This is a genomic window from Frateuria sp. (assembly GCF_035944355.1).
GTDB lineage: Bacteria > Pseudomonadota > Gammaproteobacteria > Xanthomonadales > Rhodanobacteraceae > Frateuria_A.
Window position 1 is genome coordinate 26,997 of sequence record NZ_DASZBH010000009.1, and the last position, 14,469, is coordinate 41,465.

Below are 14,469 nucleotides of genomic sequence, written 5' to 3' on the forward strand. Positions count from 1 at the left end.
GCCACTAGCGATCGTCCAGGTGGGGCTGGCGGTGGAAGCGGATGGGATTGTGCAGTGGTTGCCTCACGCGGCCGGGCCCGTCCCTGTTTGTCGGCCAGTATAAGCGGGGCATCCCAGCGGCTGGTGAACCTCGGGGCTCGCGCACGGCTCGCATCCTCTCCTTTCCGGGGAGAGGGAGCACCCCATCACACCCGGCGATAGAGCAGGTCCCAAACCCCGTGCCCGAGCTTCAGGCCACGCCGCTCGAAGTGGGTCTGGATGCGCCAGGCCGGCTTCTGCGCGTACCGGCCCGGCGCGACGGCGTTGCGCCAGGCGGGCGCCGCCTCCATCACCTCCAGCATGTGTTCGGCGTAGGGCTGCCAGTCGGTAGCCAGGTGCAGCAGGCCGTCGGGCGCCATGCGCGAGGCGAGCAGGGCGACGAATTCCGGCTGCACGATGCGCCGCTTGTTGTGCCGCTTCTTGTGCCAGGGGTCGGGAAACCAGAGCCGCGCTTCGGTCAGCGTATCCGGCGCGATCTCCTGCTCCAGCACCTCGACCGCGTCGTGCTTGTAGATGCGCACGTTGTGCGCGTCGCGCGCCGCCAATGCGTTCATCAGGCGGCCCACGCCGGGACCGTGCACCTCGATGCCCACGTAGTCGCGGGCCGGATCGTGCTCGCTGGCCCAGGCCAGCGCCTCGCCGTTGCCGAAACCGATCTCCAGCACCCGTGGCGCCTGCCGGCCGAAGCGCGCGCCCAGGTCCTGCACGGTGCCGGTGTAGTCGATGCCGAAGCGGGCCCAGTGCGCGTCGAAGGCGCGCTGCTGGGCCGGGGTCATGCGGCCCTCGCGCAGCACGAAGCTGCGGATGCGGCGCAGGTGCGTGGGCTGGTCGGGAAGGTCGGGCTGGTCGGTCACGGCGTGCGCCTGGGTTGCGATGGACGGGGCGCTTGTGGGTCACGCCGAGAGGGCGCGCATTGTAGCGGCGGCGCCACGCGGGCGCCGCCTGGGGCGTTCAGTGCTGTTCGTCGAGCCGGCGCGGCGCCTCGTGCCGCGGACGCTCCGTCGGCGGATGCGGCTGGGGCGCCTGGGCGGGCGGGGCGGCGCGCGGTACCGGTTGGGACTGCGACATCGGCCGCATCGAGCGGAAGTCGGGGGCACGCTCGAAACGCTGCGGTTGTGGCGGTGCGCGCTCACGCAGTTGCGCCTCGAAATCCGGCGCGCGCATGCGCGCCGGCTGGGCGACTTCGCCGCGCGGCGGCATGGCCTGTTCGCGGCGTGCCTCCTCGATGCGTGCCTCCTCGATGCGTGTCGCACGCGCCTGTGCGTCGGCATTCGGCGCCGCCTGCTGGAAACGGGGCGTGTCCCCTTCCAGGCGACGCGCTGGTGCGGGCTGCACTGCGGCCCGTTCGAAGCGCGGTACCTGCGGCAGCGGGGAGGCGCCACGCGCGGCAGGTTCGCGATCGGACGCGCCGCTGGAAATGAAGCTCATGCTGCCCGGGCGCTGCGCCGGTTCGCGCGGTAGGTCTCCCTCCTGGCGGGCGAAGCGCGCCGAGCGCAATTCACCCGGACGCAGCGGCTCCTCGCGAATGGGTCTGGCGGCGGCCGCGTCGCTACTGCGGATGTCGCGACCGCCGGCGAAGCGTGCTGTGTCGCCCGCGGGCGCTTGCGGCGGGCGGGCACGATCGGCCGGGACGATGCGCGCGACCGACGGCAGGGTGGCCGCGCGGGGCTGCAGGACACGGACGTTCGCTGGCGCCTGCGGGCGCGGACGAGGCATGCGGTCGTCGGACGCCATGTCCACGCGCGGCGCGTGCCATGCGACGACCTCGCGCCGGAAGCCCTGCGCGGGCAGCGGGCGCGCCTGCGGCGGGCGCTGCGGGGCGAAGCTGCGCGGCGTGGGGCGCGGCGTGGCGGCGCGGGTCAGCACCGAGGCGCCGGCAAGCTGGCTCGGGTCCAGCCTCAGCTGGTGCCGCTGCACGCGGTCGGCCTCGGCGAAGTTGCGCGCAGGCATCGCGGTGAAGCCGCGCGGCCCGTGGCCGTCGCGGCCCATGGCACGCACCGGCGGGGCGATGCCGCGGTTCCAGTCGCGGTAGCGGCTGTCGATGCGGTTGACGATCACCGTGCGGTTGACGTTGCGCACGTAGATGTTGGTCACGTTGACCTGGGTGTAGTAGCTGCGGCTGCTGCGGTACCACGGGTCGTAGACGTCGCCCGGGCCGAGCGGGAACCAGCCCACCGGCGCGCTGCCGATCGATACGCCCCAGTGCGCGCCGCCGACGAAGGCGACCAGCGCCGGCGCGTACACCGGGCGCCAGCCGATCGGCCCGGGCACCCAGCACCAGCCGTCGCGCCAGGCCCAGCGTCCGTAGTGATAGGGAGCGAAACCCCAGGGCGCGTCATCCACCCAGGTCCAGCCCCAGGGAGCGACCCAGGCCCAGTGGCCGTCTCGGTAGGGCGCCCAGTCGGCGCCGACGTCGGCCGGATACCACACCGTGCCGTAGTCAGGATCGCTGCGCCATTGGCCGTAGCTGTCCAGATCCTGGTAGCCGATCACGTCTTCGGAAACGTAGCGGCGCGAACGGGAGGCGGCGTAGCGGCGGTCGCGCTCGCTGGACCACGCGTCGAAGCCGTCGCCGCCTGCGATGTCTTCCAAGGCGACGTCGTTCAGCGAAGAATCGGCGAAGCGGTAGCTGCGCCCGGCGACGACCAGACGCTGCGCGTCGTTCTCGCCGTAGACCGTGGCACTCCCGTCGAAGGCGGTGACGCGGGTGCCCCGGCCGTCGCGATCGACGTCGACGCGGAAGCTGCCCGGATGGTCGACCACCAGCGCGACGGTCGGCGTGTCGATCTCGTAGCTCTGGCCATCGTCCAGCCGGCGCACGGTCAGGGCGAGCGTGCCCTGGGTCAGTTCGAGCTGGGCCATGCGGTCGTCCAGCTGCAGGACGCCCACGTCGGTCTGGCCGTCCACACGCAGCGCGGCGCCGCCCAGCTCCAGCTCGGCGCGGGCGCCGGCGGCGCTGGAAAGCCGGTCGCCGCTGGTCAACGGACGGTTGATGCCCGCTTCGCCCCAGTCCTGTCCGCCGGAAGGCAGCAGGCCGACGTCGCCCTCCAGGTAGGAAAGCCGCGCGACCCGGGCGGGCGGATCGCCCGCGGTGTCGGCCGCCTGCGCGTGCAGCGCACCGCAGGCGCACAACAGCACGGTTGCGGCGCACGAGCGCCAGATCAGCTGCAGCTTCGAAGGTGCACGCATGATGTTCTCTCCGCCATGTTTGGGCACGGGAACGGCTCTCGTCACGACGCGATGACTGATTATGGGCCGGCCGTTCACCCGGCAATGGGCCGATGCGCACGACGGTTCAGCCGGCCGCCATGTGCGGTTCACACGGCATTGGGCCAGGCCGGCCGCCGGTTTTTCGCGCGGGGCATTTCCTGCCCGTCGTTCCCGGGTTACCATCCCGGCGAACGCGGGTGTAGCTCAATGGTAGAGCTGTAGCTTCCCAAGCTACTGACGAGGGTTCGATTCCCTTCACCCGCTCCAGCTTCGCTCCAACACGAAAGCCCGATCCCCGTCGGGCCTCTCTTCGGACTGCGGCGTGTGCGGATGAATGCAGGCGTGATCACCCTCGGTTGGCGGGAGCGGCTGGCGTTGCCGCAGTTCGGCATCGGCCAGCTCAAGGCCAAGCTCGATACCGGCGCCCGCTCAAGTTCGCTGCATGTCGATGCGCTCGACACCTTCCAGCGCGAGGGTGCGACCTGGCTGCGCTTTTCGCTCACGCTGGGGCCGCGGCACCGGCACGCCGTGCAGTGCGAGGCGCCGGCGATGGGGCGGCGCGTGGTCACCGACACCGGCGGGCACAGCACCGAGCGCTGGTTCGTGCGCAGCGAGGTACTGCTGGCCGGCGAGCGTTTCCCCATCGACATCAGCCTCACCGACCGCCGGCATATGCTGTTCCCCATGCTGCTCGGCCGCAGCGCCCTGTTGGGTCGTTTCGCGGTGGACCCGGCGCTTTCCTACACCCAGCCACGCCCCCGAGCCGCATCCGCGGAGCCGGGCCTGTCCTGAGCCGCCTAAACCTCACCGGCCATTCCCATGAAGATCGCGATCCTGTCGCGCAACACGCGGCTGTACTCGACCCGCCGGCTGGTCGAGGCCGCCCGCGAACGCAACCATGTGGTGCGCGTGCTCGACCCGCTGCGCTGCTACGTGCGCATCGCTCCGAACGACGTTTCCGTGCGCTACAAGGGCAAGGCCCTGCGCGACATCGATGCTGTAATCCCGCGCATCGGCACTACCGCCACCTTCTACGGCACGGCCGTGCTGCGTCAGCTGGAGATGATGGGCGTGTACACGCCCAACTCCTCCGATGCGGTGCTGCGCGCGCGCGACAAGCTGCGCGCCTTGCAGATCCTTGCATCTCACGGGCTGGACATGCCGGTGACCGTGTTTGGCGACAACCCGGACGACACCAACGATGTGCTGGCCATGCTCGGCGAGCCGCCGCACGTCATCAAATTGAACGAAGGCAGCCAGGGTACCGGCGTGGTGCTGGCGGAGAAACGCAGCGCCTCGCAGAGCGTGATCGAAGCCTTCCGTGGCCTGTACGCCAACTTCCTGGTGCAGGAGTTCATCGCCGAGGCCAAGGGCAGCGATCTGCGCTGCTTCGTGGTCGGCAAGAAAGTGATCGCGGCCATGCAGCGCGAGGCCAGCCCCGGTGATTTCCGCGCCAACCTGCATCGTGGCGGCAGCGCAGTGAAAGTGATACCGAGCGCCGACGAAAAGCGCATCGCCGTGCGGGCCGCCGCGGCGCTGGGCCTGGGGATCGCCGGCGTCGACCTGCTGCGCTCCCGGCGCGGGCCGCTGCTGCTGGAGGTGAATGCCTCGCCGGGCCTGGAAGGCATCGAAGCCGCTACCGGGGTGGACGTCGCGGGGCAAATCATCGCCTTCGTGGAACGGCATCCATAAGGGTCCGGACGGGCAGCCCTGCGGCGGACACTTGCCTCAGCCGCCGACCCTCGGGCCCGCGACCCTTGCCGCGGCGATAGGCGCACCAGGGAATGCGGCTGCTTCGAGTTCGTCGGCAGGACGGGCACGCGACCGCATCGAGCCGCCGCTTAACCCGTCCGTCAGATCGCATTAACTCCGCCGTAACCGTGCTGAACCTATAACACTCTCTACTGCAATGTGCCTGCGCCTACCGCAAGGCGGTGACGGCAGATTTCGGTATCGGGGCAGTAAGCTTTAGGCCCAGGTGCGCCGGCGACGAGTCGGGCATCTGGGCCTTTTTATTGGCATGGCCTGCAGCGGCCGCCCCCGTGACGGCAAGCTTGTTAAGCTTGCTAACCTCGACGGCCAGTGGCCTATGGAGTGGCGCATGCGTGTCCTTGTGATCGAAGACAACAGCGATATCGCGACCAACATCGGCGATTACCTGGAAGACCGCGGTCACGTGGTCGATTTCGCCGGCGATGGCGTCACCGGCCTGCACCTGGCCGTGGTGCACGATTTCGACGTGATCGTGCTGGACCTCACCCTGCCGGGCATGGACGGCCTGGACGTGGCGCGCAAGCTGCGCCACGAGGCGCACAAGCAGACGCCGGTGCTGATGCTCACCGCGCGCGACGCGCTGGAGCAGAAGCTCACCGGCTTCGAGTCCGGCGCCGACGACTACATGACCAAACCCTTCGCCCTGCAGGAACTGGCCGCGCGGCTGGAAGTGCTGGCGCGCCGCGGCAAGGGTCCGCAGAGCCGCGTGCTCAAGGTCGCCGACCTCACCTACAACCTGGACACGCTCACGGTCACCCGCGACGGCAAATCGATCCAGTTGAACCCGATCGGCCTGAAACTCCTGCAGGCGCTGATGGAAGCCAGCCCTTCGGTGGTCACCCGGCAAGACCTGGAACAGCGCGTGTGGGGCGAGGAACTGCCTGATTCCGATTCGCTGCGCGTGCACATCCACGGCCTGCGCGCGGCGATCGACAAACCCTTCGACAAGCCGCTGATCCACACGCGGCACGGCATCGGCTACCGCATGGTCGAGCCTGATTCCGTCCAAGCCTGATGCTGTCCAGGCGTAAGCTGCGGTTCCGCCTGATCGTCTCCTTCGCGCTGTTCGGCTTCGGCCTCAGCGCGTTGTTCGCGTTCGCGGCGCTCAACATCCGCACCCGGGTCGAGGACCAGCTGGTCAACGCCAGCCTGCTGGACGACGCCAAGTGGGCCAACCAGCAGGCGCGCGAGCATCCTGGCGAGGCCGCCCAGGGCTCGCGCCTGCTCACCGGCACGATCAAGAGCGAGCGCACGCTCTACAAGCTGCCGCTGTCCTGGCAGAACCTGGCCACCGCCAACGGCGTGCACGACATCTACGAGCCGGCCGACGACGGCAAGATCCACCACTACAAGCTCGCCGTGTGGAACCAGGGCGGCATCATCAGCTTCCTGCGCTACGACGTCTCGCGCGAGGAGCTGGGCAAACAGCAACTGCTGGCCAGTGTGATCGGCGCGGTGTTCCTGTTCGGCCTGCTCTCGCTGGCGATCGGCCTGTGGCTCTCGCGCAAGGTGTTGAAGCCGGTCAGCGAACTGGCCGCACGGCTGCGCGACTTCCGCAAGGCCGGCAAGGCCGAGCCGCTGGCGCCGCACTTTGCCGACGACGAGGTCGGCGAGCTCGCGCTCGCGCTGGACGAATACGCGGCGCGGCTGACCGCGATGGTCGAGCGCGACCGCGAGTTCAACTCCGACGTGAGCCATGAACTGCGCACGCCGCTGGCGGTGATCGCCAGCACCACGGAGTTGCTGCAGGGGTCGCCCGATCTGACCGACAAGCTGCGCGAGCGGCTCAAGCGCATCGAGCGCTCCTCGCGCCAGGCCACCGAGCTGATCGAGGCGCTGCTGCTGCTCTCGCGCGCGGAACGGCGCGGTCCCACGCGCGGCGAGACCACCGACGTGGCCAAGGTGGCGGCCGACGTGATCGAGAGCCAGCGCCCGCAGATGCGCGACAAGCCGCTGGGCATCGAACTGGCGGTGGGCGCGCCGGTGAGCGTCAACGCGCCGGCTTCGGTGCTGTCGGTCGCGTTGACCAACCTGATCGGCAACGCGATCAAGTACACGCTCGAAGGGCTGGTGCGGGTGGAGATCGGCCACGGCCGGGTCGAGGTGATCGACACCGGCCCCGGCATCAAGCCGGAGGATGCCGAGCGGCTGTTCCAGCGTGGCGTGCGCGGCGAAGGCGCCGGCGGCAGCGGCGCCGGGCTGGGCCTGGCGATCGTGCGCCGGCTGTGCGACCTGTACGGCTGGCAGGTATCGATGCGGCCGCGCAGCGACGCCAACGGCGCGATCGCGAGCCTGGTGTTCGAGCCGGGCTGATCTTTTACTTCTCCCCCGCGGGAAGAGGGCCGGGATATGGACCGGGGCTCGCGGAGACCTTCGTCATTGCCGAAGAAGAAAAAAGGCCGCATCGCTGCGGCCTTTTTTTTTGGAGGCGAAAGGCCTCCACCTCTCCCCAACCCGCTCCCCCGGCTGCGCCGGGAGAGCGGGAATAGAGCGGTCAGACGGGTTCGAGCCAGCCCCACTGGTCGTTGGTGCGCCCGTCGAACAGGCCGAAGTAGAGCTCCTGCAGCCGGCGCGTCACGCGTCCGGCGGTGCCGTTGCCCACCTGCTTGCCGTCGATCGAGCGGATCGGCGTCACCTCGGCCGCGGTGCCGCACATCAGCACCTCGTCGGCCAGGTACAGGTACTCGCGCGGCAGGTCGCGCTCGACGACTTCGATGCCGTCTTCGCGCGCCAGCGTCTTCAACGTATCGCGCGTGATACCCGTGAGAATCGAAGCGCTGGCCGGCGTGGTGTGCAGCACGCCGTCGAACACCAGGAACAGGTTCTCGCCCGCGCCCTCGCTGAGCAGGCCGGTGTTGGCCAGCGCGATACCCTCGCCGAAACCCAGCCGGCGCGCTTCGCGCGCGATCAGCTGGCCGGAGAGGTAGTTGCCGCCGGCCTTGGCGCCCGCGGGGATGGTATTGGGCGCGAAGCGCTGCCAGCTCGACACGCAGGCGGTGATGCCCTGCTCAAGCGCCTCGGGTCCGAGATACGGCCCCATCGGCCAGGCCGCCACCGCGATGTCGATCGGGGTCTCGGCGGAGAGGCCGAAACCGCCCAGGCCGCGGTAGGCGACCGGGCGCAGATAGGCGGCGGCCAGGCCGTTCTTCTTGATCACTTCGCGGCAGGCGGCGGCCAGATCGTCCTGCGAGTAGGGCAGCACCATGTCGTAGATCTTCGCCGACTGGTAAAGCCGCTTGAGGTGGTCGGTCAGGCGAAAGATCGCCGCGCCGTCGGGCGTGGCGTAGCTGCGGATGCCTTCGAACACGGAAGAGCCGTAATGCAGCGCATGCGACATCACGTGGGTGGTGGCCTCGCGCCACGGCTTGATCGCGCCGTTCTGCCAGATCCACTCGGGGTATTGCTGCGCCATGACGATTCTCCTGCAGGGGACCGCCCATGATACCCGCTGGACCGGTCCCGCCGCGCGTGCCTATTCCTGGCGCAGCCACAGGCAGCCGGAGTGCGGCTCGATGGCGAAGCGGGTTTCCTCGCCGCCGCCGCTGTCGTCCGTGGCGACCGTGCGCACGACGAGCGCGGGCCTGCCGGCCGCTGGATCGTCCGCCGTATCCGCCAGCTCGATGCCCAGCAAGGGCCGCCGCATCAGTGCGGACAGGGCGCGTATATCGGCCACCGCGGCACCCTTGCCGTAGCCGGCCCAGAGCATCAGGCCGGCGAGACGGTTGGCGTCGCCGTCGGCGAAGGCGTCGATGACGGCCTGGCGCAGCGCCTCGGCATCGGCGGCGCAGGTGACCGCGGGCGGGCGCAGCGAGGGCGGCGCGATCGCGGCCGAGGTTGCCGGCGCAGGCGTGGCCTGCAGGCTGGCGCAGGGCTGGTCGGTGAACACCGGCTGGCCGTCCGCGCCGATGCAGCGCCGGATCGGCGTCTGCGCCCGCGCGCAGAACGCGGCGAGGCTCAAAAGCAGCAGGCAGGACAGGCGCAGCGCAGGCATCGGCCGAGCATAGCCGCTCGGCGGCGAGGCTTCAGTCCAGTTGCGCCAGCACCGCCTGGGTCGCGCGGGCGCGGTTGAGCGTATAGAAGTGCAACCCCGGCGCGCCGCCCGCGAGCAGCCGCCGGCACATCTGCGCGACCACTTCCGCGCCCAGCGCGCGGATCGCCTCGGCGTCGTCGCCGTGCGCCTGCATGCGCTTGGCGATCCAGCGCGGGATCTCCGCGCCGCAGGCGTCGGAGAAGCGCTTCAACTGGCTGTAGTTGGTGATCGGCATGATGCCCGGCACGATCGGCACCGCGACGCCCAGCCGGCGCACGTCGTCGACGAAGCGGAAGTAGGCGTCCGGGTTGAAGAAGTACTGCGTGATCGCGCCGTTGGCGCCGGCATCGACCTTGGCCTTGAAGTGGCTGAGGTCGCGCAGCGCGTCCTCGGCCTGCGGGTGGGTTTCCGGGTAGGCCGCCACCTCGATGTGGAAGTGGTCACCCGAGTGCTCGCGGATGAACGCCACCAGCTCCGCCGCGTAGCGGAAGTCGCCGGGCGAGGCCATGCCCGAGGGCAGGTCGCCGCGCAGCGCCACGAGCCGCCGGTAACCGGCGCCGCGGTAGCCGTCCAGCAGCGCGGCGATCTCCGCCCGGGTGCCGCCCATGCACGACAGGTGCGGCGCCACCTGCAGGCCATGCTCGCCGTGCAGCCGCGCCACCGTGTCGGCGGTGTAGCTCAGCGTCGAACCGCCCGCGCCGAAGGTCACCGAGACGTAGTCGGGCGCGTGCGCCTTGAGCACCTGTGCGGCGCGATCCAGTTGCGCGCGCTGCTCGTCGGTCTTGGGCGGGAAGAATTCGAAGCTGATGGGCGGCATCGGTGGGTTCCTGCGGTGCGTGGCCGACATTCTATACGTTCATCGCGATGAAGCGATAGATGGCGTGGCGCAGGACGGCGCTCGCGGGGCCGCGCAAAGAAAAAGGGCCGCATCGCTGCGGCCCTTCGTCGTCGGAGTGGATCGATCAGTAGCGGTAGTGCTCGGCCTTGTACGGACCTTCCACCGGCACGCCGAGGTAGGCCGCCTGGTCGGCGGTCAGCGTGGTCAGCTTCACGCCGATCTTTTCCAGGTGCAGGCGCGCCACTTCCTCGTCCAGCTTCTTGGGCAGGATGTAGACCTTCGGTTCGTACAGGTCCTTGTTCGCCCACAGGTCGATCTGCGCCAGCGTCTGGTTCGAGAACGAGTTGGACATCACGAAGCTCGGGTGGCCGGTGGCGCAGCCGAGGTTCACCAGCCGGCCTTCGGCCAGCAGGAAGATCGCGCGACCGTCCTTGAAGGTGTACTTGTCCACCTGCGGCTTGATGTTGAGCCGCTCGGCGCCCGAGGCGTTCAGCGCATCGACCTGGATCTCGTTGTCGAAGTGGCCGATGTTGCAGACGATCGCCTGGTCCTTCATCGCCTGCATGTGCTCCAGGCGGATCACGTCCTTGTTGCCGGTGGTGGTGACGTAGATGTCGCCGCGGCCCAGCGTGCTCTCGACGGTGTTGACCTCGAAGCCTTCCATCGCCGCCTGCAGCGCGTTGATCGGGTCGATCTCGGTGACCACCACGCGCGCGCCATAGGCACGCAGGCTGTGCGCGCAGCCCTTGCCGACGTCGCCGTAGCCGCATACCACCGCGACCTTGCCGGCCAGCATCACGTCCATCGCGCGCTTCAGGCCGTCGGCCAGCGACTCGCGGCAGCCGTACAGGTTGTCGAACTTGCTCTTGGTGACCGAGTCGTTGACGTTGATCGCCGGGATCAGCAGCTTGCCTTCCTGCGCCAGCTGGTACAGGCGGTGCACGCCGGTGGTGGTCTCCTCCGAGACGCCCTTCCAGTCCTTGACCACGGTGTGCCAGTAGCCCGGACGCTCCTTGTGCACGCGCTTGAGCAGGTTCTTGATCACCTGCTCCTCGTGGCTGCCCGAGGCGGTGTCGACCCAGTCACTGCCGTTCTCCAGCTCGTAGCCCTTGTGGATCAGCAGCGTGACGTCGCCGCCATCGTCCACCACCAGCTGGGGACCCAAGAAGCCGCCCTTGCCGTCGGGGAAGGACAGCGCATCGAGCGTGCAGTCCCAGTACTCCTCCAGCGTCTCGCCCTTCCAGGCGAACACCGGCGTGCCGGAGGCGGCGATCGCCGCGGCGGCGTGGTCCTGCGTGGAGAAGATGTTGCACGAGGCCCAGCGCACGTCGGCGCCGATGTCCTTGAGCGTCTCGATCAGCACCGCGGTCTGGATGGTCATGTGCAGGGAGCCGGTCACGCGCACGCCCTTGAGCGGTGCCTGCGGGGCGTACTTGCGGCGGATCGACATCAGGCCGGGCATCTCGTGCTCGGCGATGTCCAGCTCCTTGCGGCCGAAATCGGCCAGGGAGATGTCGCGGATCTTGTAATCGTGGTTGGGGTGGGCCTGGATGGCGGCGTTCATGCTTGTCTCCGGTTCTTTGGGGAACCAACGCCTCTGCGGGCGAAGGTCCGCATGGGTGAGCGCCGTTGCTGCATATGCCCGCCGAGCCTGGCCGTCGCATGACGGTCGCAGCGCCCCTCGGTGGGCACGAAAGAGGCGCATTATAACGTGCCGCCGCCCCTTTGCAGGCGCGACGGCCTGCCCACGCCCGTGCACGAAACCCTCTCGCGCCCTTGATCGTGCTGCACCGCAGCATCCTGCGGTAGTGTTCATCGACGCCCACCGGAGGATCCCATGGAAGCCAGCCGCGACGCCGACTACCTGCCGCACGACGGCCCCCTGCGGGAGGATGTCGGCAAGCTCGGTCGGCTGGTCGGGCGGATGCTGGCCGAGCAGGGCGGCGAGGCGTTCTTCGCGCGGGTCGAGGCGGTGCGCCAGGCCGCCATCCGGCGTCGCCGCGAGGGCGAACCGCCGGCCACGCTGGCCAGCGCGCTGGACGGCTTGCACAGCGGCGACGCCGAGGCGCTGGCGCGCGCCTTCGCCACCTACTTCCAGGCGGTGAACACCGCCGAACGCGTGCACCGCATCCGCCGCCGCCGCGACTACCAGCGCGAAGGCAGCGCGCCGCAACCCGAATCGTTGCTTGACGCGCTGGGCCGGCTCAAGGCCGAGGGCGTCGGCGCGCAGGAGCTGCTCGACTGGCTCGCGCGGCTGTGGATCGAGCCGGTGTTCACCGCCCATCCCACCGAGGCCGTACGCCGCTCGCTGCTGGAGAAGGAGCAGGCGATCGTGCGCGCGCTGGTGGACGGCTTCGACTCCAGCCGCACGCCGCAGGAGCGCGCCGAGGACGAGGACCGCATCTTCATGGCGCTGTCGGCGGGGTGGCAGACCGCTGAAGCCTCGCCGGTGCGCCCCACCGTGCAGGACGAGCACCACCACGTCGGCTTCTACCTGGCCAATCCGGTCTACCGCATCGTGCCGGCGCTGTACGAATCGCTGGCCGATGCGCTGCAGGCGGTCTACGGCATCGCCGCGCCGCTGCCACGCCTGCTCGGCTTCGCCAGCTGGGTCGGCGGCGACATGGACGGCAATCCCAATGTCGGCGCCGACACCATCGCCGCCAGCCTCGCTACCCAGCGCGCGCACGTACTGGAGCACTACATCGCCGACGTCGCCGCGCTGGCGCGCCTGCTCAGCCAGACCCAAGGCCGGGTGGGCGTCGACGACGAACTCGCCGCGCGCCTGGCCGACTACCGCGAGCGCTTCCCGCAGGCCGCCGCACGCATCCGCCCCCGCCATGCCGACATGCCTTACCGCTGCCTGCTCACGCTGATCGGTGCGCGGCTGGAGGCGACCGGCGAGAACGATCACGCCGAAGGCTACGCCTCGCCTGCCGAACTGCTGGACGACCTGCAGCTGATCGATCGCAGCCTGCTCGCCCATCGCGGCCTGCATGCCGGCGCCTACGCCGTGCGAAGGCTGGTCTGGCGCGTGCGCACCTTCGGCTTCCACCTGGCGCGGCTGGACGTGCGGCAGGACTCGCGCGTGCACGACGACGCACTGGCCGCGCTGCTGAGCGATGACGAATGGCCCGGCCGCCCGGCGCAGGAGCGTGCGCAGCAACTGTCCGGCTACGCGGCGGGCCGGGCGCGCTTCGCGATCAGCCACGCGGAGGTGGTGACCGGCCTATACGACGTGTTCGTCACCCTGGGCGACGCGCGCCGGCGCTACGGCAGCGGCGCGATCGGGCTCTACGTCATCAGCATGGCGCGCTCGGCCGCCGACGTGCTCGCCGTGCTGTCGTTGGCGCGTTACGGCGGGCTGGTAGCGCCCGCCGTGTCGTCCGGCGCCTCGCAGGGCGAAACGGACAGCACGGTACCGTTGGACATCGCGCCGCTGTTCGAGACCATCGACGATCTCGCCCACTCGCCGGCCACGCTGCGCGCGCTGCTGGCCGACCCCGTCTACCGGACCCACCTGCAGTCGCGCGGAGACCGCCAGTGGGTGATGCTCGGCTACTCCGACAGCGGCAAGGACGGCGGCACGCTGGCCTCGCGCTGGGCGCTGCAGCGCGCCCAGGTGGAACTGCTGGAGGTGGCCAGGCAAGCCGGCATCCAGCTGGCCTTCTTCCACGGCCGCGGCGGTTCGGCCAGCCGCGGCGGCGGGCGCATGGCGCCGGCGCTGCTGTCCTCGCCGCGCGGCTCGGTCGCCGGCGTGCTGCGCGTGACCGAGCAGGGCGAGGTGATCCACCGCAAGTACGGCATCCGCGCACTGGCTCTGCGCAACCTGGAGCAGACCGTGAGCGCGGTGCTGCGCGCCTCGCTGCGCCCGCGCGCGCATGAAGCGCGCGAAGCGGCCTGGCGCGAACGCATGGAGGCGCTCGCCGCGCACAGCCGCCGGCACTACCGCGCGCTGGTCGAGCGCGAAGGCTTCGTCGAGTACTTCCGCCGCGCGACGCCGATCGACGTGGTCGAGCGCATGACCCTGGGTTCGCGCCCCGCCAGCCGCCGCAGCATGCGTGGCGTACACGACCTGCGCGCGATCCCGTGGGTGTTCGCCTGGACCCAGTGCCGCTCGATCATCACCGGCTGGTACGGCCTGGGCGCCGCGCTGGAACAGGGCGCTGCCGCGTTCGGTGAACAGGCGCTCGTGGAGATGGCGCGCGACTGGCCGTTCCTCGTCAACGCGCTGGACGACGTGGCGATGGTGCTGGCCAAGTGCGACCTGGACATCGCCGAGGCGTTCTCGCGCCTGGCCGGCGACCTGCACGAACCGTTCTTCGCGCTGATACGCGAGGAGTTCGAACGTACGCGGCGCTGGCTGCTCCGGCTCAAGGGCGGCGATGCGCTGCTGGCCGACAACCCGCGCCTGGCGGTGTCGATCCGCCTGCGCAACCCCTACGTCGACCCCATGAGCCTGCTCACCGTGGACTTGCTCGCCCGCTGGCGCGCGGGCGGCAGCGAGGACGAGGCCCTGCTGCGCGCGCTGGTCGCCTGCGTCAACGGCGTGGCGCAGGGTCTGCAGAACACCGGTTGA

The 14,469-nt window shown here is 70.1% G+C and carries 11 protein-coding genes, 1 tRNA gene and 1 riboswitch; of the genes, 6 read left to right on the top strand and 6 right to left on the bottom strand.

What is annotated here, in order from left to right; genetic code table 11:
- Nucleotides 1-185 precede the first annotated feature (185 nt).
- Together trmB and VGU03_RS06520 are read right to left on the bottom strand one after the other, a co-directional pair.
- Entirely contained in the window at nt 186-893 is a 708-nt protein-coding gene (gene trmB / locus VGU03_RS06515; RefSeq protein WP_327479569.1) for a tRNA (guanosine(46)-N7)-methyltransferase TrmB, read from the bottom strand.
- 97 nt (nt 894-990) lie between these two features.
- Complete coding sequence (locus VGU03_RS06520; RefSeq protein WP_327479571.1) at nt 991-3,228, bottom strand: DUF6600 domain-containing protein; 2,238 nt, start codon at nt 3,226-3,228, stop codon at nt 991-993.
- 214 nt (nt 3,229-3,442) lie between these two features.
- Between VGU03_RS06520 and VGU03_RS06525 the strand changes: the two genes are divergently transcribed.
- The 5 genes from VGU03_RS06525 to VGU03_RS06545 all read left to right on the top strand — a co-directional run bounded on the left by VGU03_RS06525 (nt 3,443) and on the right by VGU03_RS06545 (nt 7,335).
- A tRNA-Gly gene (locus tag VGU03_RS06525) sits at nt 3,443-3,516 on the top strand.
- A gap of 63 nt (nt 3,517-3,579) precedes the next feature.
- On the top strand, nt 3,580-4,041 hold the full coding sequence (locus VGU03_RS06530) for an ATP-dependent zinc protease (protein WP_327479573.1): 462 nt from the start codon (nt 3,580-3,582) through the stop codon (nt 4,039-4,041).
- A 27-nt stretch (nt 4,042-4,068) separates the two neighbouring features.
- Nucleotides 4,069-4,941 carry a 30S ribosomal protein S6--L-glutamate ligase gene (rimK, locus tag VGU03_RS06535; RefSeq protein WP_327479575.1) on the top strand — a complete coding sequence of 291 codons (873 nt, stop codon included), beginning with the start codon at nt 4,069-4,071 and terminating at the stop codon, nt 4,939-4,941.
- A 409-nt stretch (nt 4,942-5,350) separates the two neighbouring features.
- Complete coding sequence (locus tag VGU03_RS06540; RefSeq protein ID WP_327479577.1) at nt 5,351-6,037, top strand: response regulator transcription factor; 687 nt, start codon at nt 5,351-5,353, stop codon at nt 6,035-6,037.
- On the top strand, nt 6,037-7,335 hold the full coding sequence (locus tag VGU03_RS06545) for a HAMP domain-containing sensor histidine kinase (RefSeq protein ID WP_327479579.1): 1,299 nt from the start codon (nt 6,037-6,039) through the stop codon (nt 7,333-7,335). The genes VGU03_RS06540 and VGU03_RS06545 overlap by 1 nt, the downstream gene beginning before the upstream one ends.
- 181 nt (nt 7,336-7,516) lie before the next feature.
- Here VGU03_RS06545 and VGU03_RS06550 read toward each other — a convergent pair whose 3' ends face one another.
- From VGU03_RS06550 to ahcY, 4 genes are all read right to left on the bottom strand, one after another.
- Nucleotides 7,517-8,434 (bottom strand): branched-chain amino acid transaminase, encoded by a 918-nt coding sequence (locus VGU03_RS06550; protein ID WP_327479581.1) that lies wholly within the window; start codon nt 8,432-8,434, stop codon nt 7,517-7,519.
- Nucleotides 8,435-8,494: 60 nt separating this feature from the next.
- On the bottom strand, nt 8,495-9,013 hold the full coding sequence (locus tag VGU03_RS06555) for a DUF4124 domain-containing protein (RefSeq protein ID WP_327479583.1): 519 nt from the start codon (nt 9,011-9,013) through the stop codon (nt 8,495-8,497).
- Nucleotides 9,014-9,044: 31 nt separating this feature from the next.
- Nucleotides 9,045-9,869: a methylenetetrahydrofolate reductase [NAD(P)H] gene (metF, locus tag VGU03_RS06560; protein ID WP_327479585.1), complete on the bottom strand. Its 825-nt coding sequence runs from the start codon at nt 9,867-9,869 to the stop codon at nt 9,045-9,047.
- A 145-nt stretch (nt 9,870-10,014) separates the two neighbouring features.
- Nucleotides 10,015-11,454 (bottom strand): adenosylhomocysteinase, encoded by a 1,440-nt coding sequence (gene ahcY / locus VGU03_RS06565; RefSeq protein ID WP_327479586.1) that lies wholly within the window; start codon nt 11,452-11,454, stop codon nt 10,015-10,017.
- 50 nt (nt 11,455-11,504) lie between these two features.
- A riboswitch (S-adenosyl-L-homocysteine riboswitch) is annotated at nt 11,505-11,579 on the bottom strand.
- Nucleotides 11,580-11,727: 148 nt separating this feature from the next.
- Between ahcY and ppc the strand changes: the two genes are divergently transcribed.
- Nucleotides 11,728-14,469 carry a phosphoenolpyruvate carboxylase gene (gene ppc, locus VGU03_RS06570; protein WP_327479588.1) on the top strand — a complete coding sequence of 914 codons (2,742 nt, stop codon included), beginning with the start codon at nt 11,728-11,730 and terminating at the stop codon, nt 14,467-14,469.

Excerpts from the sequence above, each read along its gene's own strand:
- metF (WP_327479585.1), bottom strand. The coding sequence starts at position 9,869 with ATGCCGCCCATCAGCTTCGAATTCTTCCCGCCCAAGACCGACGAGCAG.
- VGU03_RS06520 (WP_327479571.1), bottom strand. The coding sequence starts at position 3,228 with ATGCGTGCACCTTCGAAGCTGCAGCTGATCTGGCGCTCGTGCGCCGCA.
- rimK (WP_327479575.1), top strand. The coding sequence starts at position 4,069 with ATGAAGATCGCGATCCTGTCGCGCAACACGCGGCTGTACTCGACCCGC.
- VGU03_RS06540 (WP_327479577.1), top strand. The coding sequence starts at position 5,351 with ATGCGTGTCCTTGTGATCGAAGACAACAGCGATATCGCGACCAACATC.
- ppc (WP_327479588.1), top strand. The coding sequence starts at position 11,728 with ATGGAAGCCAGCCGCGACGCCGACTACCTGCCGCACGACGGCCCCCTG.
- VGU03_RS06545 (WP_327479579.1), top strand. The coding sequence starts at position 6,037 with ATGCTGTCCAGGCGTAAGCTGCGGTTCCGCCTGATCGTCTCCTTCGCG.
- ahcY (WP_327479586.1), bottom strand. The coding sequence starts at position 11,454 with ATGAACGCCGCCATCCAGGCCCACCCCAACCACGATTACAAGATCCGC.
- VGU03_RS06550 (WP_327479581.1), bottom strand. The coding sequence starts at position 8,434 with ATGGCGCAGCAATACCCCGAGTGGATCTGGCAGAACGGCGCGATCAAG.
- VGU03_RS06530 (WP_327479573.1), top strand. The coding sequence starts at position 3,580 with ATGAATGCAGGCGTGATCACCCTCGGTTGGCGGGAGCGGCTGGCGTTG.
- VGU03_RS06555 (WP_327479583.1), bottom strand. The coding sequence starts at position 9,013 with ATGCCTGCGCTGCGCCTGTCCTGCCTGCTGCTTTTGAGCCTCGCCGCG.